Origin of the sequence: Arthrobacter ruber (assembly GCF_002954225.1) — a bacterium.
GTDB lineage: Bacteria > Actinomycetota > Actinomycetes > Actinomycetales > Micrococcaceae > Arthrobacter_D > Arthrobacter_D ruber.
Genome location: NZ_PPTH01000018.1, coordinates 285,323 through 307,809, shown reverse-complemented (window position 1 = coordinate 307,809; position 22,487 = coordinate 285,323). Strand labels below are relative to the sequence as shown.

Here is a 22,487-nt window from a genome sequence, read left to right as displayed (position 1 = left end):
GGGTGTGGCGGGTCATGCGGTCCCGCGCGGCCCCGGGCCCGCGGCGCCCTGCGGGTAGAGCAGGGGGAGCTGGAGCGTCAGCCAGGGGCTGAAGGCCCAGGGTGTGGCCGTGACGGCCCGGACGAGTTCCGCGGCGTCGACCCACTGGAAGTCCATGACCTCCTCGGGCAGGGGATCCACGGCACCGTCCGCGACGGCGGTGTAGACCGGGCAGATCTCGTTCTCGACGATGCCCGAGGCATCGACCGCGCGGTAGCGGAAATCGGGGAGCGCGGCGCGGACGTCGCGCACCGTGAAGCCGAGCTCCTGGGCCGCACGCCGGTCGACGGCGTCCTCGAAGGCCTCGCCGGGGGCGGGGTGCCCGCAGAAGGAGTTGGTCCACACGCCGGGCCACGCCTTCTTCGACAGCGCGCGGCGTGTCACGAGGATGCGGCCCCGGTCGTCGAACACGTGGGTGGAGAACGCCAGGTGCAACGGCGTGTCGAGGGTGTGGACGGTCGACTTCGCGTGCGTGCCGACCGGGCTGCCGTCCTCGGCGAGCAGCACCACGACCTCGTCCTCGGGGGCCGTCCGTCCCGTGGCTGCCGCGTCCTGCCGCGTGGTCCCTGTTTCGCTCGCCATCGTGGCACCCTCTTGTCGCTGATGATCCGGCCGGCGGGTCCGCCGCAGCCGGGCAGCCGATCCGGCCGCCTGTGCCCTGCATTTCGTCAGGGGCACCCTATCCGTTGTTTACTTTACCTATGGACATGGACACCCTGCTGGTCGCGCCCGCCGGGCTCGAGCAGGTCGAGGGTGCTCTCGCCCGGTTCTTCGAGGAGTCCAAGGTCCGTGCCGCGAAGGTGGGTCCCGGTTACCACACGCTGTGGGAGACCCTCGAGCGGTGCACGGCCGGGGGTAAGCGGTTCCGCCCCCGCCTGGTGATGTCCGCCTACCAGATGCTCGGCGGGCAGGACCTCGACAACGCTGCCGAGCTCGGTGCCGCCTTCGAGCTCCTGCACACCGCCCTGATCGTGCACGACGACGTGATCGACCGCGACTTCGTCCGCCGCGGGATCCCGAACGTCTCCGGCCACTACCGGGGCGTCGCGGCCGCCGCAGGCATGACACCGGACGGTGCACACCACGTCGGTCTCTCGGCCGGGGTGATCGCCGGGGACCTCGCGCTCTCCAACGCCTACCGGCTGCTCGAACGGGTCGAGGCCGGCGCCGCCACCCGCCGCAGGCTCGGGCAGATCCTCGACGAGGCGGTCTTCGCCTCCGCCGCGGGCGAGTTCCTCGACATCGAGACCTCGCTCGCCCCCACCATGCCTCCCCTCGAGGAGATCGTGCAGATGGCCCGCCTCAAGACCTCCGTCTACTCGTTCGAGGGGCCGCTGCAGGCCGGCGCCGTCCTCGCGGGCGCGGAGGAGCAGGTGATCGTGCGGCTCGGTGAGTTCGGCCGCGACGCCGGCATCGCCTACCAGATCGCCGACGACCTGCTGGGTGTCTTCGGCAACGAGACACGCACGGGGAAGACCAACTGGGGGGACCTCCGCGAGGGCAAGCGGACCGCCCTGATGTCCTACGTGGCCGCGCGGCCCGAGTGGGACAGCATCTCCTCGCTCGTCGGCAGTCCGGGCATGTCCGCGGCGGACGCCGACTTCGTCCGTCGCATCCTGGTCGACAGCGGTGCCAAGGACTACTCCGCGGGCCTCGCGGAGCACTACGCTGCGCGCGCCCGCACGCATCTGGAGTCCGGAGCGGTCCCGGAGGCGCTGCGCTCCGCGCTGGAGCCCGTGGTCACCGCCGTCGTGGACCGGGTGCACTGAGTGGGCATTGAGGACTCGCTCGCGCGCTACAACGCCGCGGCGCTCAGGACCTCCGCGGAGGTCATCCGCTACTACTCGACGTCGTTCGGCCTCGCCGCGCGTACGCTCGACCGCACCACCAGGAGCTCCATCGAGGCGGTGTACGCGCTCGTACGCGTCGCCGACGAGATCGTCGACGGCGCCGCCGCCGGGGCCGGCCTGCCGGCGTCGGCCGTCGAGCGGCTGCTCGACGACCTCGAGCGCGAGACGGAGGCCGCCCTGGCGACGGGCTACAGCGCTAATCTCGTGGTGCACGCCTTCGCGGTCACGGCGCGCGCCACCGGGATCGGCACCGACCTGACGCGACCCTTCTTCGCCTCGATGCGCGCGGACATCACCCAGCGCGAGCACACCCCGGAGTCCTTCGACCTGTACGTCTACGGGTCCGCGGAGGTCGTGGGGCTCATGTGCCTGCGGACGTTCCTCGCCGGTCGGACGGCGACGCCCGAGGAGGACGCCGTCCTCGTCGACGGCGCGCGCCACCTGGGCGCCGCCTTCCAGAAGATCAACTTCCTGCGGGACCTCGCCGAGGACTTCTCCACCCTCGGCCGGAGCTATTTCCCGGGTATCCGGCCCGGCAGCTTCACCGAGGCGGACAAGATCCGGCTGCTGGACGACATCGACGCCGACCTGCGCATCTCCGCCGCGGCCCTCCCGGGCCTGCCGCCCACGCCGCGCCGCGCCGTGGCCCTCGCACAGGGCCTGTTCGCCGAACTCGCCGCCAGACTGCGGCGCACCCCGGCCGACGAACTCCTCCGTGCGAGGATCCGGGTGCCCAACCCGGTGAAGCTCCGCATCCTGGCACAAGCCTTCACCGGTCGCGCGGTACCGGAAGTCACCGCGCAGGAGAGGACGGCATGACACCGAAGCAGGGCGGGCGGACCAGGGTGGGCGCTAAGGACGTCGTCGTCGTCGGCGGCGGGATCGGCGGGCTGGCGACGGCGGCGCTGCTCGCACGCGAGGGCCACTCCGTCACGCTGCTGGAAAAGCGGGACCAGGTGGGAGGACGCGCCGGGTCCTGGGAGCAGGACGGCTTCCGCTTCGACACCGGCCCGTCCTGGTACCTGATGCCCGAGGTGATCGACCACTTCTTCCGCCTCATGGGGACGAGTGCGCAGGAGCAGCTCGAGCTCGTGAAGCTCGATCCCGGCTACCGCGTGATCTTCGAGGACGGTTTCGACACCGTGGACGTGCCCGCGGACCGCGAGGCCGTCACGAAGCTCTTTGAGTCCCTGGAGGCCGGGGCCGGCGAACGGCTCTCGCAGTACCTCGATTCGGCCGAGGACGCCTACGAGATCGCCAAGAAGCGTTTCCTCTACTCGACGTTCCAGTCCTTCCTGCCCTTCATCCGCCCGGACGTCCTCCGGAGGCTGCCCCGGATCGGCTCCCTGCTGCTGCAGCCGCTGCAGTCCTTCGTCGAGAAGCGCTTCACGGACCCCCGCATCCGGCAGATCCTCGGCTACCCGGCGGTGTTCCTGGGCAGTTCGCCCTTCGACGCGCCGAGCATGTACCACCTCATGAGCCACCTCGACCTCGACGACGGCGTGCTCTACCCGATGGGCGGTTTCACCACCCTCATCCAGGCCATGCGCCGCGTCGCCGTCGACGCCGGCGTCGAGATCCGCACGGGTGCCGACGTCGTCTCCATCGACACCGCCCCCCGCACCCCCGGACGGTCGCCACTGGACCGGCAGGCGGCGAGCGTGCGCGCCGTCACCTACCGCGCGGGTGGCGCGACGACATCGGTCCCCGCCGACATCGTCGTCTCCGCCGCCGACCTCCACCACACCGAGACCACGCTGCTGCCGGCCGAGCTGCAGACGTACCCGGAGCGCTACTGGGAGACGCGTGTCCCGGGACCGAGCGCCCTGCTGCTGTATCTCGGTGTCCGCGGCGGACTGCCGCAGCTCGACCACCACACGCTGCTCTTCACCACCGACTGGCGCGACAACTTCGGCCGGATCTTCGGGAAGGAGACCTCCGTGCCCACGCCGGCGTCGCTCTACGTCTGCCGGCCCAGCGCGACCGACCACTCGGTGGCTCCGGAGGGCCACGAGAACGTCTTCGTCCTGGTGCCCATCCCTGCGGACGTGACCATCGGCAGGGGAGGGCTCGAGCGCGGGGGAGACGCCCGCGTCGAGGAACTCGCTGACGCCGTGATCGGGCAGATCTCCGAGTGGGCCGGCATCCCCGATCTCGCCGAGCGCATCGTGGTGCGGCGCAGCTACGGACCCCAGGACTTCGCGGAGGACCTCAATGCATGGCGCGGCACGTCCCTCGGGCCGGCGCACATCCTGAAGCAGAGCGCGTTCTTCCGCGGCTCGAACCGCAGCGCGAGGGTGGAGAACCTCTTCTACGCGGGCAGTTCCACGGTGCCGGGCATCGGCATCCCCATGTGCCTGATCAGCGCCGAGCTCATCGTGAAGCGCCTGCGCGGGGACACCAGTACGGGCCCGCTGCCGGAGCCCGCGGCCGGCTAGGCGGCAATCGCCTGCGGGATACTAGGGGTCCCACGTCCTCCCCACCAGACGCAGCGGGCTTGACGCGTTCGGGGGAGAGAAGCTATTGGACTTCACGCTGCGCATGCCGTAGTGTAGTTCTTTGCGTCTTCCCTCAAAACTGTGGTTCATTCTAAAAGCGGTAGCCTTCATATAGCGGTGGGCATTGCTCTGCTCTCGTCGTTCAACCGGCCGCCCGGTCGGGAAGCATGCGAGCAGACCCGGTAGGCACTGAGATCCCCGCAGCACACTGCGGTGGCGGTGCCGAGGCGAAAGCGCTGACAAGCCTGACGGTCTGTGGAAGGATCCCTCTTGGTCGCCCCGAGCACCTCTAATAATGCAACCGCTACCAGCCAGGTCGACGCCGACGGCGCCGCACCCCGGCTCTCATTCGCAAAGATTCACGAACCGCTTGATGTCCCCAACCTCCTCGCCCTGCAGACGGACAGCTTCGACTGGCTCGTGGGCAACGAGCGCTGGAAGGCCCGCGTCGAGGAAGCGCTCGAGAAGGGGCTGCAGGGTGTAGCCACCACCTCCGGGCTGGCCGACATCTTCGAGGAGATCTCCCCGATCGAGGACTTCCAGGGCACCATGTCCCTGAGCTTCTCCGAGCCGGAGTTCGCCGATCCCAAGTACACGATGGCCGAGTGCAAGGATCGCGACGCGACCTACTCGGCACCGCTGTACGTCAAGGCCGAGTTCATGAACAACAACACGGGCGAGATCAAGCAGCAGACCGTGTTCATGGGCGACTTCCCCCTCATGACCGACAAGGGCACGTTCGTCATCAACGGCACCGAGCGTGTCGTCGTGTCGCAGCTGGTCCGCTCACCGGGCGCCTACTTCGAGCGCACCGCGGACAAGACCAGCGACAAGGACATCTTCAGCGCCAAGATCATCCCGTCGCGCGGTGCCTGGTTCGAGCTCGAGATCGACAAGCGCGACCAGGTCGGTGTCCGCCTCGACCGCAAGCGCAAGCAGTCCGTCACAGTGCTGCTCAAGGCCCTCGGCTGGACCGAGGCACAGATCCTCGAGGAGTTCGGCCAGTACGACTCCATCCGCGCCACCATGGAGAAGGACGCCACGGAGACCCGCGAGGATGCCCTCCTGGACATCTACCGCAAGCTGCGACCGGGCGAGCCCCCCACGGTCGAGGCTGCCCAGACGCTCCTGGACAACCTGTACTTCAACCCGAAGCGCTACGACCTCGCGAAGGTCGGCCGGTACAAGATCAACCGCAAGCTCGGCATCGACAAGGACCTCACGGATTCCGACGCCTCGGTGCTGAACATCGACGACATCGTCGCAATGATCAAGTTCCTGGTCGCCCTGCACGCCGGCGAGAAGACCCTCGGCGGCAAGCGTGACGGCGGCGACGTCGAGCTCCGCGTCGAGGTCGACGACATCGACCACTTCGGCAACCGCCGCATCCGCGCGGTCGGCGAGCTCATCGAGAACCAGGTCCGCACGGGCCTGTCCCGCATGGAGCGCGTCGTCCGTGAGCGGATGACCACCCAGGACGTCGAGGCGATTACGCCGCAGACCCTGATCAACATCCGCCCCGTCGTCGCCGCGATCAAGGAGTTCTTCGGGACCTCCCAGCTCTCGCAGTTCATGGACCAGAACAACCCGCTCGCCGGACTGACGCACAAGCGTCGCCTGTCCGCGCTGGGCCCGGGTGGTCTGTCCCGTGACCGCGCCGGCATGGAGGTCCGTGACGTCCACCCGTCGCACTACGGCCGCATGTGCCCCATCGAGACCCCTGAAGGCCCGAACATCGGCCTCATCGGTTCGCTCGCCTCGTACGGCCGCATCAACGCGTTCGGCTTCATCGAGACCCCGTACCGCAAGGTCGTCGACGGCATCGTCACCGACCAGATCGACTACCTGACCGCCGACGACGAGGTGGAGCGCCTCATCGCCCAGGCGAACGCGCCCCTCGACGCGAAGAACACGTTCACCGAGGACATGGTCCTCGTGCGGACGCGCGGTGGTTCCGGTGAGCCCGTGCTCGTCGAGCCCTCCGAGGTCGAGTACATGGACGTCTCCCCGCGCCAGATGGTGTCCGTCGCCACCGCGATGATCCCCTTCCTGGAGCACGACGACGCCAACCGCGCCCTGATGGGTGCGAACATGCAGCGCCAGGCCGTCCCCCTGCTCCGTTCCGAGCGTCCCCTCGTGGGCACCGGCATGGAGAAGAACGCGGCCGTCGACGCCGGTGACGCCGTCACCGCGACGAAGGCAGGCGTGGTCAACGAGGTGTCGGCCGACCTGGTCAGCGTCCTCAACGACGACGGCACGGAGACGAACTACCCGATCATGAAGTTCGCCCGCTCGAACCAGGGCAACGCGTACAACCAGCGCGTCCTGGTCTCCGAGGGCGACCGCGTCGAGTACAACACGATCATCGCCGACGGTCCCTCCACGGACCAGGGCGAGCTCGCGCTCGGCAAGAACATGCTCGTCGCGTTCATGTCCTGGGAGGGTCACAACTTCGAGGACGCGATCATCCTGTCGCAGCGCATCGTCTCCGACGACGTCCTGACGTCGATCCACATCGAGGAGCACGAAGTCGATGCCCGCGACACCAAGCTCGGTGCCGAGGAGATCACGCGTGACATCCCGAACGTCTCCGAGGAGGTCCTCGGTGCTCTCGACGAGCGCGGCATCATCCACATCGGTGCCGAGGTCGAGGCGGGCGACATCCTCGTCGGCCGTGTCACCCCCAAGGGCGAGACGGAACTGACCCCGGAGGAGCGCCTGCTGCGCGCCATCTTCGGCGAGAAGAGCCGCGAGGTCCGCGACACGTCGCTGAAGGTGCCCCACGGCGAGTCGGGAACGGTCATCGGCGTGCGGATCTTCGACCGCGACAACGACGACGAGCTGCCCCCGGGCGTCAACCAGCTGGTCCGCGTGTACGTGGCGCAGAAGCGCAAGATCACGGACGGCGACAAGCTGGCCGGCCGCCACGGCAACAAGGGTGTCATCTCCAAGATCCTGCCGATCGAGGACATGCCGTTCCTGGAGGACGGGACCCCCGTCGACATCGTCCTGAACCCGCTCGGCGTCCCCGGACGCATGAACGTCGGCCAGGTGCTCGAGATCCACCTCGGCTGGGCAGCCAAGCAGGGCTGGAAGATCGAGGGCGAGCCCGAGTGGATGAAGAACCTCCCGAACCTCCCCCGGGAGATCGCATCGACCACCGTCGCCACCCCCGTGTTCGACGGCGCCACCGAGGACGAGATCGTCGGCCTGCTCGGTTCCACGAACGTCACCCGCGACGGACAGCGCCTCATCGGCGAGTCCGGCAAGGCGCGGCTGTTCGACGGCCGCTCCGGCGAGCCGTTCCCGGACCCGATCTCCGTGGGCTACATGTACATCCTGAAGCTCCACCACCTGGTGGACGACAAGATCCACGCCCGCTCCACCGGTCCGTACTCGATGATCACGCAGCAGCCGCTAGGTGGTAAGGCGCAGTTCGGTGGCCAGCGCTTCGGTGAGATGGAGGTGTGGGCCCTCGAGGCCTACGGTGCGGCGTACACGCTGCAGGAACTCCTGACCATCAAGTCGGACGACATCCACGGACGCGTGAAGGTGTACGAGGCCATCGTGAAGGGCGAGAACATCCCCGAGCCGGGTGTCCCTGAGTCCTTCAAGGTCCTGATCAAGGAAATGCAGTCGCTCTGCCTGAACGTGGAAGTCCTCTCCACCGACGGCACCACGATCGAGATGCGTGACTCGGATGAAGAAGTCTTCCGGGCCGCGGAGGAACTGGGCATCGACCTCTCACGGGCCGAGCCGAGTTCTGTCGAAGAGGTTTAGGCGCCGAACCGGTGTTCGAGCGCGGCCGACGAAATTTCGGCGGCCGCGGGCGGCCTTGAAATATTGAAGGCCGCTTCCTCGAACACCGGTCCGGCCCGGCGGAGGCAGGTAATGCTGCCGCCGTTCCAGGCGCCGGGCCGGGTACCCGGCCCCCCGCCAGCGCCTCTCGCCGCACCCCACGAGACTTCAAGAATTTAGAGAACAAAGAGAGAACAGGGACCATATGTCCAGCGAATCCTCCTTCGGCCTCATGCAGATCGGCCTCGCCACCGCGGATGAAATCCGTGGCTGGTCGTACGGTGAGGTCAAGAAGCCGGAAACCATCAACTACCGCACGCTCAAGCCCGAGAAGGACGGCCTCTTCTGCGAGAAGATCTTCGGCCCTTCCCGTGACTGGGAGTGCTATTGCGGCAAGTACAAGCGCGTGCGCTTCAAGGGCATCATCTGCGAGCGCTGCGGCGTCGAGGTGACGCGTGCGAAGGTGCGCCGCGAGCGCATGGGCCACATCGAGCTCGCCGCTCCCGTCACGCACATCTGGTACTTCAAGGGCGTGCCGTCACGCCTCGGCTACCTCCTCGACCTCGCCCCCAAGGACCTCGAGAAGGTCATCTACTTCGCCGCGTACATGATCACCTCGGTCGACGAAGAGAACCGCCACGCCGAGCTGCCCAACCTCCAGGCCGAGCACGACCTCGAGAAGAAGCAGATGACGGACCAGCGCGACTCCGACATCGCCACGATCGCCCGCGACCTCGAGGACGAGCTCGCTCGCCTCGAAGGTGAAGGCGCGAAGGCCGCCGACAAGAAGAAGGCCCGCGACTCGGCCGACCGCCAGATGGCGAACGTCCGCAAGCGTGCCGATGCCGACATCGAGCGCCTCGTCCAGGTGTGGGAGCGCTTCAAGAGCCTCAAGGTCGCCGACCTCGAGGGTGACGAGGGTCTCTACCGTGAGCTGCGCGACCGCTACGGACTGTACTTCGAGGGCTCGATGGGAGCCGAGGCGATCAAGAAGCGCCTCGAGAACTTCGACATGCCCGCCGAGGCCGAGCTGCTGCGCGACATCATCCAGAACGGCAAGGGACAGCGCAAGACGCGTGCCCTGAAGCGCCTCAAGGTGGTCAACGCGTTCCTGACGACGACGAACAGCCCTCTGGGCATGGTCCTCGACGCCGTACCGGTGATCCCGCCGGAACTGCGCCCGATGGTCCAGCTCGACGGTGGCCGTTTCGCGACGTCCGACCTCAACGACCTGTACCGCCGCGTCATCAACCGCAACAACCGCCTCAAGCGCCTGCTCGATCTCGGTGCCCCCGAAATCATCGTGAACAACGAGAAGCGCATGCTGCAGGAAGCGGTCGACTCCCTGTTCGACAACGGCCGTCGCGGCCGTCCCGTCACCGGACCGGGCAACCGTCCCCTGAAGTCCCTCTCGGACATGCTCAAGGGCAAGCAGGGTCGTTTCCGCCAGAACCTCCTCGGCAAGCGCGTCGACTACTCGGGCCGTTCGGTCATCGTCGTCGGCCCGCAGCTGAAGCTGCACCAGTGCGGTCTGCCCAAGCAGATGGCGCTGGAGCTCTTCAAGCCGTTCGTGATGAAGCGCCTGGTCGACCTCAACCACGCGCAGAACATCAAGAGCGCCAAGCGCATGGTCGAGCGCTACCGTCCGCAGGTCTGGGACGTGCTCGAGGAGATCATCACCGAGCACCCCGTGCTGCTGAACCGTGCACCCACCCTGCACCGTCTCGGCATCCAGGCGTTCGAGCCGCAGCTCGTCGAGGGCAAGGCGCTCCAGCTCCACCCTCTGGTCTGTGGTGCGTTCAACGCCGACTTCGACGGTGACCAGATGGCGGTGCACCTGCCGCTGAGCCCCGAGGCCCAGGCCGAGGCGCGCATCCTGATGCTCTCCTCGAACAACATCCTGAAGCCGTCCGACGGCCGTCCGGTCACCCTGCCCTCGCAGGACATGATCATCGGTCTGCACCACCTCACCACCAAGCGTGAGGGAAGTGCCGGCGAAGGCCGCGTGTTCACCAGCATGGCCGAGGCGATCATGGCGTTCGACATGGGTTCCCTCCACCTCAACTCGGTGGTCCGGATCCGCGTGGACAACTTCGTGCCCAGCGCCGACATCGCCGCTCCCGAGGGCTGGGAGCCGGGGACTCCCGCGCTCATCGAGACCTCACTCGGACAGGTCCTGTTCAACGAGACGCTTCCCCTGGACTACCCCTGGGTGGAGAAGGTCGCCGACAAGGGCCAGCTCTCGACGATCGTCAACGATCTCGCGGAGCGGTACCCGAAGGTGGTCACAGCGGCGACGCTGGACAACCTGAAGGACGCCGGTTTCTACTGGGCCACGCGCTCGGGCGTCACCGTCGCGATTTCGGACATCTCCGCGCCGATCAACAAGGCCGGCATCATGGAGGGCTACGAGACGCAGGCCGCCAAGGTCCAGTCGCAGTTCGACAAGGGCCTCATCGCCGACGAGGAGCGCCGTCAGGAGCTCATCGACATCTGGAACAAGGCGACCAACGAGGTTGCCGCATCCATGCGCGACGCGATGCCGAAGGACAACACCATCAACCGCATGGTGTCCTCTGGTGCCCGTGGCAACTGGCTGCAGGTCCGCCAGATCGCCGGTATCCGTGGCCTTGTGGCCAACCCGAAGGGCGAGATCATCCCTCGTCCGATCAAGTCCTCGTACCGCGAGGGCCTGTCGGTCCTGGAGTACTTCATCGCGACGCACGGTGCCCGTAAGGGCCTCGCCGACACCGCCCTGCGGACGGCCAACTCGGGTTACCTGACCCGTCGCCTGGTCGACGTCTCGCAGGACGTCATCGTCCGCGAGGACGACTGCGGTACCGAGCGCGGCCTGAAGGTCACCATCGCCGTGCCGAATGCCGACGGCGAGCTGGTGCTGCACGAGGAGGTCGAGAACTCGGCGTACGCACGTACGCTGGCCACCGACGTCCTCGACTCCAAGGGCGCGGTGCTCGCTGCGGCGGGCTCCGACGTCGGAGACGTGCTCATCGGTGAGCTGTTCGAGGCGGGCATCTCGGACATCAAGGTGCGCTCGGTGCTCACCTGCGAGTCCAGCGTCGGTACCTGTGCGCTCTGCTACGGCCGCTCGCTCGCGACCGGCAAGACCGTGGACATCGGCGAGGCCGTCGGTATCATCGCCGCACAGTCCATCGGTGAGCCCGGTACGCAGCTGACCATGCGTACCTTCCACACCGGCGGTGTGGCCTCCGCGGAGGACATCACCCAGGGTCTGCCCCGTATCCAGGAGCTCTTCGAGGCGCGTACCCCCAAGGGTGTCGCCCCGATCTCCGAGGTCGCAGGGCGTGTCACCATCGAGGATGCCGAGAAGCAACTTCGCCTGGTGGTCACCCCCGACGACGGATCCGAGGAGATCGCGTACCCGGTCCTGCGCCGTGCACGCCTCCTGGTGGCGGACGGCGACCACGTCGAGGTCGGGCAGCAGCTCGTCTTCGGTGCGGTCGACCCGAAGCAGATCCTGCGCATCCTCGGCCCCCGCAAGGCCCAGGAGTTCCTGGTCGACGAGGTGCAGCGCGTGTACCGCAGCCAGGGTGTGGGCATCCACGACAAGCACGTGGAGGTCATCGTCCGCCAGATGCTGCGTCGCGTCACCGTGATCGAGTCCGGCGAGTCGGACCTGCTCCCCGGTGAGCTGGCAGAGCGTCGCCGCTTCGAGGACGAGAACCGCCGCGTGGTGTCCGAGGGCAAGAAGCCGGCCTCCGGCCGTCCCGAGCTCATGGGCATCACCAAGGCGTCGCTCGCCACCGAGTCGTGGCTGTCGGCCGCTTCCTTCCAGGAGACCACGCGTGTCCTCACGCAGGCCGCCATGGAAGGCAAGAGCGATCCGCTGCTCGGCCTCAAGGAGAACGTCATCATCGGTAAGCTCATCCCGGCCGGTACCGGCCTGGACCGCTACACCAAGGTGACGGTCGAACCCACCGAGGACGCCAAGGCGAACCTCTTCACCGGTCCGAGCGCGTTCAGCGACTTCGACTACGCCGGTGTCGAGGGCGGCCTGAGCCCCGAGTTCCACGCCATCCCGCTGGACGACTACGACATGGGCAACAGCGACTTCCGCTAGGAAGACCGCGAGGGTCGCACCGGCTGGAGGCCGGTGCCACCCGGTGCCCGAGAGGCCCCGGACCGAACCTGGTCCGGGGCCTCTCCCGTCCGCAGCGGCACCCCTACCACACGGGGGAGGGCCGCCCGCGTGGGACGACATCCGATCTCTGGTAGACTTGGGACCAATTGTTTGTGTGGCAGTGGATCGGCGTTGCGAAACGTATCTCCGTGCTGTACGTAGGTTGTACAGCGAATGCCACATTTTCGCACGCCTTCAGTCGTTCTGCGGCAGCTTGTCAGTTGGTGGTGCGCCAAACGACTGATCATCCCGACCTCCGGACGGTGCGGCCCTGCGAAGCCGCCGCGACCGCGGAGTAGGGCGACAGGAATCTCATCTTCAGACATTACGGAGAACACGAAAGTGCCTACGATCAACCAGCTGGTCCGCAAGGGCCGGTCACCTAAGGTCTCCAAGACCAAGGCGCCCGCACTGAAGGGCAGCCCCATGAAGCGCGGCGTTTGCACCCGCGTCTACACCACCACCCCGAAGAAGCCGAACTCGGCTCTCCGCAAGGTCGCCCGCGTGCGTCTGAACGGTGGCATCGAAGTGACCGCGTACATCCCCGGCGTCGGTCACAACCTTCAGGAACACTCCATCGTGCTCGTGCGCGGTGGCCGTGTGAAGGACCTCCCCGGTGTCCGCTACAAGATCGTCCGTGGCGCGCTGGATACCCAGGGCGTGAAGAACCGCAAGCAGGCTCGCAGCCGCTACGGCGCAAAGATGGAGAAGAAGTAATATGCCTCGTAAGGGCCCGGCCCCGAAGCGGCCGCTCGTTGTAGATCCCGTCTACGGTTCGCCACTGGTCACGCAGCTGATCAACAAGGTGCTCGTCGACGGCAAGAAGTCCACCGCTGAGCGCATCGTCTACGGTGCCCTGGAAGGCGCACGCGCCAAGTCCGGCGGCGATCCCGTAGCAGCACTGAAGAAGGCCATGGACAACGTCAAGCCGACCCTCGAGGTCCGCTCACGCCGCGTCGGTGGCGCCACCTACCAGGTCCCCGTCGAGGTCAAGCCCGGTCGTTCCACCGCCCTGGCCCTCCGCTGGCTCGTCGGCTACTCCAAGGCCCGCCGCGAGAAGACGATGACCGAGCGCCTGCAGAACGAGATCCTCGACGCCTCCAACGGCCTCGGTGCCGCTGTGAAGCGCCGCGAGGACACGCACAAGATGGCCGAGTCCAACAAGGCCTTCGCACACTACCGCTGGTAGTCAAGGCTGCCGGTCGGGCCGTCACCCACAAGGGGCGGCCCGGCCGCTAGGCCAGCAGAACTCCATTCTCGTCAAAAGGGAGACACCGTGGCACAGGACGTGCTTACCGACCTCAACAAGGTCCGCAATATCGGCATCATGGCCCACATCGATGCCGGCAAGACCACTACTACCGAGCGCATCCTGTTCTACACGGGTGTAAACCACAAGATCGGCGAGACGCACGACGGTGCCTCCACCACCGACTGGATGGAACAGGAGAAGGAGCGCGGCATCACCATCACGTCTGCCGCCGTGACCTGCTTCTGGGAGAACAACCAGATCAACATCATCGACACCCCCGGGCACGTCGACTTCACCGTCGAGGTGGAGCGTTCGCTCCGCGTCCTCGACGGCGCCGTCGCGGTGTTCGACGGCAAGGAGGGCGTGGAGCCCCAGTCGGAGACCGTCTGGCGCCAGGCCGACAAGTACGAAGTGCCCCGTATCTGCTTCGTCAACAAGATGGACAAGCTGGGCGCCGACTTCTACTTCACCGTCGACACCATCATCAGCCGCCTGGGCGCGAAGCCCCTCGTGCTGCAGCTCCCCATCGGCGCCGAGAACGACTTCGTCGGCGTCGTGGACCTGCTCTACATGCGTGCCCTCGTGTGGCCCGGCGACTCCAAGGGTGACGTGACCATGGGTGCCAAGTACGAGATCCAGGAGATCCCCGCCGATCTCAAGGAGAGGGCCGAGGAGTACCGCGCGACCCTCGTCGAGACCGTCGCCGAGTCCTCCGACGAGCTCATGAACAAGTACCTCGAGGGCGAGGAGATCTCGATCGAGGAGCTGAAGGCCGGCATCCGCAAGATGACGATCAACTCCGAGCTCTACCCGATCCTCTGCGGTTCCGCGTTCAAGAACCGCGGTGTGCAGCCGATGCTCGACGCCGTCATCGACTACCTGCCGTCGCCGCTGGACGTCCCCCCGATGATCGGTCACGATCCCCGCAACGAGGAGACCGAGCTGACGCGCAAGCCCAGCACGGAAGAGCCGTTCTCGGCCCTCGCGTTCAAGGTCGCCACGCACCCCTTCTTCGGTCAGCTGACCTTCATCCGCGTGTACTCCGGCCAGATCTCGGCCGGCACGCAGGTGACGAACTCCACGAAGACCAAGAAGGAGCGCATCGGCAAGCTGTTCCAGATGCACGCCAATAAGGAGATCCCCGTGGAGGAGGCCCTCGCCGGTCACATCTACGCGGCCATCGGCCTGAAGGACACCACCACCGGTGACACCCTGTCCGACTCGGCGAACCAGATCGTCCTCGAGTCCATGAGCTTCCCGGAGCCCGTGATCTCGGTGGCCATCGAGCCGAAGACCAAGGGCGACCAGGAGAAGCTGTCCACCGCCATCCAGAAGCTCTCGGCCGAGGATCCCACCTTCCAGGTGTCCCTCAACGAGGACACCGGGCAGACGATCATCGCCGGCATGGGCGAGCTCCACCTGGACATCCTGGTGGACCGCATGCGCCGCGAGTTCAAGGTCGAGGCGAACGTGGGCAAGCCCCAGGTCGCCTACCGCGAGACGATCAAGCGCTCCGTTGCCAAGCACGACTACACGCACAAGAAGCAGACCGGTGGTTCGGGTCAGTTCGCGAAGATCCAGATCGCGATCGAGCCCCTCGACACCTCCGAGGGCGAGCTCTACTCGTTCGACAACAAGGTCACCGGTGGCCGCGTGCCTCGCGAGTACATCCCGAGTGTCGACGCCGGCATCCAGGATGCACTCAACGACGGTGTCCTCGCGGGTTACCCCGTGGTCGGCATCAAGGCGACCCTGCTCGACGGCGCCTACCACGACGTCGACTCCTCGGAGATGGCGTTCAAGATCGCCGGCCGCATGGCGTTCAAGGAGGCCGCGCGCATGGCACAGCCCGTGCTGCTCGAGCCGCTCATGGACGTCGAGGTGCGCACCCCTGAGGAGTACATGGGCGAGGTCATCGGCGACCTGAACTCGCGCCGTGGCCAGATGCAGTCCATGGAGGACGCGAGCGGCGTGAAGGTCATCCGCGCCCACGTGCCCCTGTCGGGCATGTTCGGCTACATCGGCGACCTGCGGTCGAAGACCCAGGGCCGGGCCGTGTACTCGATGCAGTTCGACAGCTACTCGGAGGTCCCGAAGGCAGTAGCCGACGAGATCATCCAGAAGACGCGCGGCGAGTAGCCCCCGAGACGGGATACCGGAGAGCGGGTCGGCCTGTCCAAGGGCGGGCCGACCCGCCTTCCAGCCGCTGGATCACCCGGTCCCGCGGCGAACGGCAATTTCATCAAAACCAAAGCCCCCCAGTAGACTTGCATGAGTTTCAGCTGCGAAAAGCGCGGCTGGGAAGCAGATCTTCTCAAACGTTCTAGGAGGAACCCGTGGCGAAGGCAAAGTTCGAGCGGACTAAGCCGCACGTTAACATCGGCACCATCGGTCACGTCGACCATGGCAAGACGACGTTGACGGCTGCCATTTCCAAGGTGCTGTACGACAAGTACCCCACTCTCAACGAGCAGCGTGACTTCGCGTCGATCGACTCGGCTCCCGAGGAGAAGCAGCGCGGCATCACCATCAACATCTCGCACGTCGAGTACCAGACCGAGAAGCGCCACTACGCACACGTGGACGCCCCCGGTCACGCCGACTACATCAAGAACATGATCACGGGTGCGGCGCAGATGGACGGCGCCATCCTCGTTGTCGCCGCGACGGACGGCCCCATGGCCCAGACCCGCGAGCACGTTCTGCTCGCCCGCCAGGTCGGCGTTCCCTACCTGCTGGTCGCGCTGAACAAGTCCGACATGGTCGACGACGAGGAACTGCTCGATCTCGTCGAGATGGAGGTGCGTGAGCTCCTCAGCTCGCAGGGCTTCGACGGTGACGACGCTCCCGTCGTCCGCGTCTCCGGCCTCAAGGCCCTCGAGGGCGACGCCGAGTGGGTCAAGTCCGTCGAGGACCTCATGGAAGCCGTTGACAACAACGTTCCTGATCCCATCCGCGACAAGGACAAGCCGTTCCTCATGCCTGTCGAGGACGTCTTCACGATCACCGGTCGTGGAACCGTCGTCACGGGCCGCGCCGAGCGTGGAACCCTCGCCATCAACTCCGAGGTCGAGATCGTCGGCATCCGTCCGGTCCAGAAGACCACGGTCACCGGTATCGAGATGTTCCACAAGCAGCTCGACGAGGCCTGGGCCGGCGAGAACTGTGGTCTGCTGCTCCGCGGCATCAAGCGTGAAGACGTAGAGCGTGGCCAGGTCATCGTGAAGCCGGGTTCCATCACCCCGCACACCGACTTCGAGGCCAACGTCTACATCCTGGCCAAGGACGAGGGCGGGCGTCACAACCCGTTCTACTCGAACTACCGCCCGCAGTTCTACTTCCGCACCACGGACGTGACCGGTGTCATCACCCTCCCCGAGGGTACCGAGATGGTCATGCCCGGCGACAACACCGAGATGAGCGTCGAGCTCATCCAGCCGATCGCCATGGAAGAGGGCCTCGGCTTCGCTATCCGCGAAGGCGGCCGTACCGTCGGTTCGGGACGTGTCACCAAGATCCTCAAGTAGTCCGCCCGACTGCTGACCGATCAAAGAAAGGCCCCGTTGCTCCGGCAGCGGGGCCTTTCTCTTCGCAGGGCCGACAGCAGGAGGACTCCCCGTCCCCGTTCTCGGGCCGGGAATCGAGGAGATGGTGGTGCAGCCGGCGGTTGTGACAGCCGGCCTACGGGGGCCCAACCACTCCGCGAGCGGAACGACGAGAGGTCTGATCGACGGCCCCGGCGGCGGGGGAGTAGCGCACATCACCCGGGCCCGCGTCCCGTCGGTTCGCAATCGTCAGGGCAATCTGCGACACTAGATAAGTTGTTCAAGTGCTCACGCGCGTGGTCTGAGACTTCATCCCGGTCGGGATAATGCCCGATGCAGGGATCAGGTCCGCCGAATCGCGTGGCCCAAATATAATCCACCCCGTTCGGCCCTGCCGGAATCAGCGGAGCGTGTGTGTCCAGACTGTGGTCGTTTTCCTCACAGCGCGACACGCCCGAGCGCGGGGGTCGGAGCCCTGGCAGGGTGAGGAACCCGGATTCTTCCGGATTCAGTCTGCTCAGGAAGCGTCGTACAACGGGCGCAGGAAATGTACGCATGTACCGGAACTGCCCAGGCAGTTAGAGAGAGAGTCGAGACGCCATGGCGGGACAGAAAATCCGCATCCGGCTGAAGTCATATGACCACGAGGTCATCGATGTTTCAGCACGGAAGATCGTTGAGACGGTGACGCGCGCAGGCGCAACGGTAGTGGGCCCCGTGCCCCTGCCCACGGAGAAGAACGTATTCGTTGTCATCCGGTCCCCGCACAAGTACAAGGACAGCCGTGAGCACTTCGAAATGCGTACTCACAAGCGTCTGATCGACATCATTGATCCCACGCCCAAGGCCGTCGATTCGCTGATGCGTCTCGATCTGCCTGCGGACGTGAACATCGAAATCAAGCTGTAAGGGAGAGCGGATACACATGTCTACTTCACTTACGCGCCAGGTCAAGGGCCTGCTGGGCATCAAGCTCGGCATGACCCAGGTGTGGGACGAGAACAACGTCCTCATCCCCGTCACCGTCGTCCAGGCTGACTCCAACGTCATCACGCAGCTCCTCAGCGCGGACAAGGACGGCTACACCGCCGTCCAGATCGGCTTCGGCCAGATCGATCCCCGCAAGGTCACCAAGCCGCTCGCCGGCCACTTCGAGAAGGCAGGCGTCACGCCCCGCCGTCACGTCGTCGAGCTGCGCACCTCCGACGCCGAGAGCTACTCGCTCGGCCAGGAGCTCTCCGTCGAGATGTTCGAGGCCGGCCAGACGGTCGACGTCATCGGCACCACCAAGGGCAAGGGCTTCGCCGGCGTCATGAAGCGTCACGGCTTCCACGGTGTCGGCGCCTCGCACGGTGCCCACAAGAACCACCGCAAGCCCGGTTCCATCGGTGGAGCATCCACCCCCAGCCGCGTCTTCCGTGGAATGAAAATGGCAGGCCGCATGGGTGCCGTTCGTCAGACCACGCTGAACCTCCGGGTTCACGCTGTCGACGCCGAGAAGTCGCTGCTGCTGATCAAGGGTGCCGTCCCCGGCGCCCGCGGCCAGGTCGTCCTCGTACGCACCGCCGTGAAGGGAGCATAGCCAAATGGCTGCCAACACTGTAAAGGTCGATCTCCCCGCGGAGATCTTCGACGCACAGACCAACGTGCCGCTGCTGCACCAGGTCGTCGTGGCTCAGCTTGCCGCCGCCCGCCAGGGCACGCACAAGACGAAGACCCGCGCCGAGGTCAGTGGCGCAGGCCGCAAGCCGTTCAAGCAGAAGGGAACCGGTCGTGCCCGTCAGGGTTCGATCCGCGCCCCCCACATGACCGGTGGTGGCGTCGTCCACGGGCCCACGCCCCGCGACTACAGCCAGCGCACCCCCAAGAAGATGAAGGCCGCCGCCCTGCGCGGAGCCCTCTCGGACCGGGCACGCAACGGCCGTATCCACGTCCTCGAGTCCCTCGTCACCGGCGGCAAGCCGTCGACCAAGGGTGCCATCGAGACCCTCCGCGCGATCTCCGAGCGGCCCCGCCTGCTCGTCGTGATCGAGCGTGCCAACGACGTCGCAGCACTGTCGGTGCGCAACGTCCCCGAGGTACACGTCCTCTACGTAGACCAGCTCAACACGTACGACGTGCTGGTGTCCGATGACGTGATCTTCACCAAGGCCGCCTACGACCAGTTCGTCGGCACGGCTGATGTCATCTCCGAGGAGGATGCCAAGTGAGCGGCACCATCGCAAAGGACCCGCGCGACGTCGTCATTGCACCCGTCGTATCGGAAAAGAGCTACGGCCTGATCGACGAAGGCAAGTACACCTTCCTGGTCGACCCCCGCTCGAACAAGGAAGAAATCAAACTGGCGGTCGAGAAGATCTTCTCCGTGAAGGTCGACTCCATCAATACCATCAACCGGGCGGGTAAGCGCAAGCGCACCAAGTTCGGCTGGGGCCAGCGCAAGGGCACCAAGCGTGCCATCGTGTCCCTCAAAGAGGGCACGATCGACATCTTCGGCGGTCCGCTCTCCTGAGAGCGGAGACCACTTTAACGAGGAATTGAGTTATGGGAATCCGTAAATACAAGCCGACAACCCCGGGCCGTCGCGGCTCGAGCGTTGCCGACTTCGCTGAAATCACCCGGTCGACGCCGGAGAAGTCGTTGGTCCGTCCCCTCCCCAAGAAGGGTGGACGCAACAACACCGGTAAGATCACGACCCGCCACAAGGGCGGTGGACACAAGCGTCAGTACCGCCTGATCGACTTCCGCCGCCACGACAAGGACGGCGTCGACGCCCGCGTTGCCGAGATCGAGTACGATCCGAACCGCACCGCGCGCATCGCCCTCCTGCACTACGTCGACGGCACCAAGCGCTACATCGTCGCGCCGAACAAGCTCAAGCAGGGCGACTTCGTCGAGGCCGGGGCCGGGGCCGACATCAAGCCCGGCAACAACCTGCCGCTGCGCAACATCCCCGTGGGTACCGTCATCCACGCCGTCGAGCTCCGTCCAGGTGGCGGCGCGAAGATGGCACGCTCCGCCGGTGCGTCGGTCCAGCTCGTCGCCAAGGAAGGCCGCTTCGCCCAGCTGCGACTGCCCTCCGGCGAGATCCGCAACGTCGACGTCCGCTGCCGCGCGACGATCGGCGAGGTCGGCAACGCCGAGCAGTCGAACATCAACTGGGGCAAGGCCGGCCGTAACCGCTGGAAGGGCATCCGCCCGACCGTCCGCGGTGTCGCCATGAACCCGGTCGACCACCCGCACGGTGGTGGCGAGGGCAAGACCTCCGGTGGACGCCACCCGGTCAACCCGAACGGTAAGGCCGAAGGCCGTACCCGTCGCCCCAACAAAGAGAGCGACTCACTCATCGTGCGTCGCCGTCGTTCCGGCAAGAACAAGCGATAGGAGCCTGGAGACATGCCACGCAGCCTGAAGAAAGGCCCCTTCGTCGATCAGCACCTTTACGTAAAGGTCGCTCGCGAGAACGAATCGGGCACGAAGAACGTCATCAAGACGTGGTCCCGCCGCTCCATGATCGTCCCCGACATGCTCGGGCACACGATCGCGGTGCATGACGGACGCAAGCACATCCCGGTGTTCGTCACCGAGTCGATGGTCGGGCACAAGCTCGGCGAATTCGCTCCCACGCGGACCTTCCGCGGCCATGTTAAGGACGACCGCAAGGGCAAGCGCCGCTAGGCGCTGCTCTTACGGCTAAGACGAGAGAAGGAAAGCAATGGAAGCCAAGGCTATTGCGCGTCATATCCGCGTAACGCCTATGAAGGCCCGGCGCGTCGTCAACCTTGTTCGTGGTAAGCAGGCGAATGAGGCTCTGGCTATTCTGAAGTTTGCCCCACAGGTTGCTTCGGAGCCGGTATTCAAGGTGGTCCAGTCGGCCATGGCCAACGCCCGGGTCCTCGCGGACCGCGACGGCGTGGCCTTCGACGAGGACAACCTCATCATCAGCGAAGCATTCGTCGATGAAGGCCCCACGATGAAGCGGTTCCGTCCGCGTGCCCAGGGCCGCGCGTTCCGCATCAACAAGCGGACCAGCCACATCACGGTTGTCGTCGCTACCCCTCAGAAAGTGGAGGTCCGCTAAGTGGGACAGAAAGTAAACCCGCACGGGTTCCGACTCGGCATCACCACCGACCACCGGTCACACTGGTTCGCCGACAGCAACAAGCCGGGCCAGCGCTACCGTGACTTCGTCCGCGAAGACATCAAGATCCGCCAGCTCATGTCGACCGGCATGGACCGCGCCGGCATCGCGAAGGTCGAGATCGAGCGCACCCGTGACCGTGTCCGCGTGGACATCCACACGGCACGTCCCGGCATCGTCATCGGCCGCCGTGGAGCAGAGGCGGACCGCATCCGCGGCGAGCTCGAGAAGCTCACCGGCAAGCAGGTCCAGCTGAACATCCTCGAGGTCAAGAACCCCGAGATCGAGGCACAGCTCGTGGCCCAGGGCATCGCCGAGCAGCTTTCCTCCCGCGTGGCGTTCCGCCGTGCGATGAAGAAGGCCATGCAGTCCGCACAGCGTGCCGGCGCCAAGGGCATTCGTGTCCAGTGCTCCGGTCGTCTGGGCGGCGCAGAAATGAGCCGTTCGGAGTTCTACCGCGAGGGACGCGTTCCCCTGCACACGCTCCGTGCCAACATCGACTACGGCTTCTTCGAGGCGAAGACCACCTTCGGCCGCATCGGCGTGAAGGTCTGGATCTACAAGGGTGACGTCACGGCGAAGGAACTCGCAGCCCAGGCTGCAGCAGCTCCTTCTCGTGGCCGCGGTGGAGACCGTCCGGGCCGTGGCCCTGCCGGCGCCGACCGCGGTGGCGACCGTGGTGGAGACCGCCGTCGTCGTGCTCCCGAGCGCTCCGAGGGCCAGGGTGCCTCGGCACCCGCCGAAACCGCCGCAGCACCCGCTGCGACTGAAGGAGGACAGGCTTAAATGCTTATCCCGCGTCGCGTCAAATTCCGCAAGCAGCACCACCCGGGTCGTTCCGGCGCTGCTACCGGCGGTACCGAGGTCAGCTTCGGCGAGTGGGGTATCCAGGCGCTGAGCCCGGCATACGTCACCAACCGCCAGATCGAGTCCGCTCGTATCGCCATGACCCGCCACATCAAGCGTGGCGGCAAGGTCTGGATCAACATCTATCCGGACCGCCCGTTGACCAAGAAGCCTGCCGAGACCCGCATGGGTTCCGGTAAGGGTTCGCCCGAGTGGTGGGTGGCCAACGTCAAGCCGGGACGTGTTCTGTTCGAACTGTCCGGTGTTTCCGAAGAGGTAGCCCGCGAAGCCCTGCGCCTCGCGATCCACAAGCTGCCGTTGAAGGCACGCATCGTGCGTCGTGAGGGTGGTGAATAGTT

At 66.1% G+C, this 22,487-nt stretch carries 19 protein-coding genes; 18 read left to right on the top strand and 1 reads right to left on the bottom strand.

Features of this window, described 5'->3' with window-relative positions:
- Nucleotides 1-12: 12 nt before the first annotated feature.
- Nucleotides 13-621, bottom strand: coding sequence for an isopentenyl-diphosphate Delta-isomerase (gene idi, locus CI785_RS15265; RefSeq protein ID WP_105032933.1), 609 nt, complete (start codon nt 619-621; stop codon nt 13-15).
- A 119-nt stretch (nt 622-740) separates the two neighbouring features.
- On the opposite strand from idi, the gene CI785_RS15260 reads away from it, so the two are divergent.
- The 18 genes from CI785_RS15260 to rplP all read left to right on the top strand — a co-directional run bounded on the left by CI785_RS15260 (nt 741) and on the right by rplP (nt 22,485).
- Entirely contained in the window at nt 741-1,808 is a 1,068-nt protein-coding gene (locus tag CI785_RS15260; RefSeq protein WP_105032932.1) for a polyprenyl synthetase family protein, read from the top strand.
- The gene (locus CI785_RS15255; protein WP_240615226.1) at nt 1,809-2,708 is read left to right on the top strand and encodes a phytoene/squalene synthase family protein; all 900 of its coding nucleotides are present in this window, start codon (nt 1,809-1,811) and stop codon (nt 2,706-2,708) included.
- Nucleotides 2,705-4,327, top strand: coding sequence for a phytoene desaturase family protein (crtI, locus tag CI785_RS15250; protein WP_105032931.1), 1,623 nt, complete (start codon nt 2,705-2,707; stop codon nt 4,325-4,327). Before CI785_RS15255 ends, crtI begins: the two co-directional genes overlap by 4 nt.
- Nucleotides 4,328-4,657: 330 nt before the next feature.
- Nucleotides 4,658-8,167, top strand: coding sequence for a DNA-directed RNA polymerase subunit beta (rpoB, locus tag CI785_RS15245; protein WP_105032930.1), 3,510 nt, complete (start codon nt 4,658-4,660; stop codon nt 8,165-8,167).
- Between the two features lie 223 nt (nt 8,168-8,390).
- Complete coding sequence (locus CI785_RS15240) at nt 8,391-12,284, top strand: DNA-directed RNA polymerase subunit beta' (RefSeq protein ID WP_105032929.1); 3,894 nt, start codon at nt 8,391-8,393, stop codon at nt 12,282-12,284.
- A gap of 402 nt (nt 12,285-12,686) precedes the next feature.
- The gene (gene rpsL / locus CI785_RS15235) at nt 12,687-13,061 is read left to right on the top strand and encodes a 30S ribosomal protein S12 (RefSeq protein ID WP_026545668.1); all 375 of its coding nucleotides are present in this window, start codon (nt 12,687-12,689) and stop codon (nt 13,059-13,061) included.
- Nucleotide 13,062: 1 nt separating this feature from the next.
- Nucleotides 13,063-13,533, top strand: a complete 471-nt coding sequence (gene rpsG, locus CI785_RS15230) for a 30S ribosomal protein S7 (RefSeq protein ID WP_043440595.1) — start codon at nt 13,063-13,065, stop codon at nt 13,531-13,533.
- A gap of 87 nt (nt 13,534-13,620) precedes the next feature.
- Nucleotides 13,621-15,735: an elongation factor G gene (gene fusA / locus CI785_RS15225; protein WP_105032928.1), complete on the top strand. Its 2,115-nt coding sequence runs from the start codon at nt 13,621-13,623 to the stop codon at nt 15,733-15,735.
- 197 nt (nt 15,736-15,932) lie between these two features.
- Nucleotides 15,933-17,123, top strand: coding sequence for an elongation factor Tu (gene tuf / locus CI785_RS15220; RefSeq protein ID WP_105032927.1), 1,191 nt, complete (start codon nt 15,933-15,935; stop codon nt 17,121-17,123).
- Nucleotides 17,124-17,741: 618 nt separating this feature from the next.
- Nucleotides 17,742-18,050, top strand: a complete 309-nt coding sequence (gene rpsJ / locus CI785_RS15215) for a 30S ribosomal protein S10 (protein WP_026531952.1) — start codon at nt 17,742-17,744, stop codon at nt 18,048-18,050.
- Nucleotides 18,051-18,066: 16 nt separating this feature from the next.
- Nucleotides 18,067-18,723, top strand: a complete 657-nt coding sequence (gene rplC, locus CI785_RS15210) for a 50S ribosomal protein L3 (RefSeq protein WP_105032926.1) — start codon at nt 18,067-18,069, stop codon at nt 18,721-18,723.
- 4 nt (nt 18,724-18,727) lie between these two features.
- Nucleotides 18,728-19,351: a 50S ribosomal protein L4 gene (gene rplD, locus CI785_RS15205; RefSeq protein WP_105032925.1), complete on the top strand. Its 624-nt coding sequence runs from the start codon at nt 18,728-18,730 to the stop codon at nt 19,349-19,351.
- The gene (gene rplW / locus CI785_RS15200) at nt 19,348-19,653 is read left to right on the top strand and encodes a 50S ribosomal protein L23 (RefSeq protein ID WP_105032924.1); all 306 of its coding nucleotides are present in this window, start codon (nt 19,348-19,350) and stop codon (nt 19,651-19,653) included. The genes rplD and rplW overlap by 4 nt, the downstream gene beginning before the upstream one ends.
- 32 nt (nt 19,654-19,685) lie before the next feature.
- The gene (gene rplB, locus CI785_RS15195; RefSeq protein ID WP_055768070.1) at nt 19,686-20,525 is read left to right on the top strand and encodes a 50S ribosomal protein L2; all 840 of its coding nucleotides are present in this window, start codon (nt 19,686-19,688) and stop codon (nt 20,523-20,525) included.
- A gap of 12 nt (nt 20,526-20,537) precedes the next feature.
- A complete protein-coding gene (gene rpsS / locus CI785_RS15190; protein ID WP_026549122.1) occupies nt 20,538-20,819 on the top strand; it encodes a 30S ribosomal protein S19 in 282 nt (93 codons plus the stop codon).
- A 37-nt stretch (nt 20,820-20,856) separates the two neighbouring features.
- Nucleotides 20,857-21,222 (top strand): 50S ribosomal protein L22, encoded by a 366-nt coding sequence (rplV, locus tag CI785_RS15185; RefSeq protein WP_105032923.1) that lies wholly within the window; start codon nt 20,857-20,859, stop codon nt 21,220-21,222.
- A complete protein-coding gene (gene rpsC / locus CI785_RS15180) occupies nt 21,223-22,068 on the top strand; it encodes a 30S ribosomal protein S3 (protein WP_104118808.1) in 846 nt (281 codons plus the stop codon).
- Entirely contained in the window at nt 22,069-22,485 is a 417-nt protein-coding gene (gene rplP / locus CI785_RS15175) for a 50S ribosomal protein L16 (RefSeq protein WP_049829176.1), read from the top strand.
- Nucleotides 22,486-22,487 lie beyond the last annotated feature (2 nt).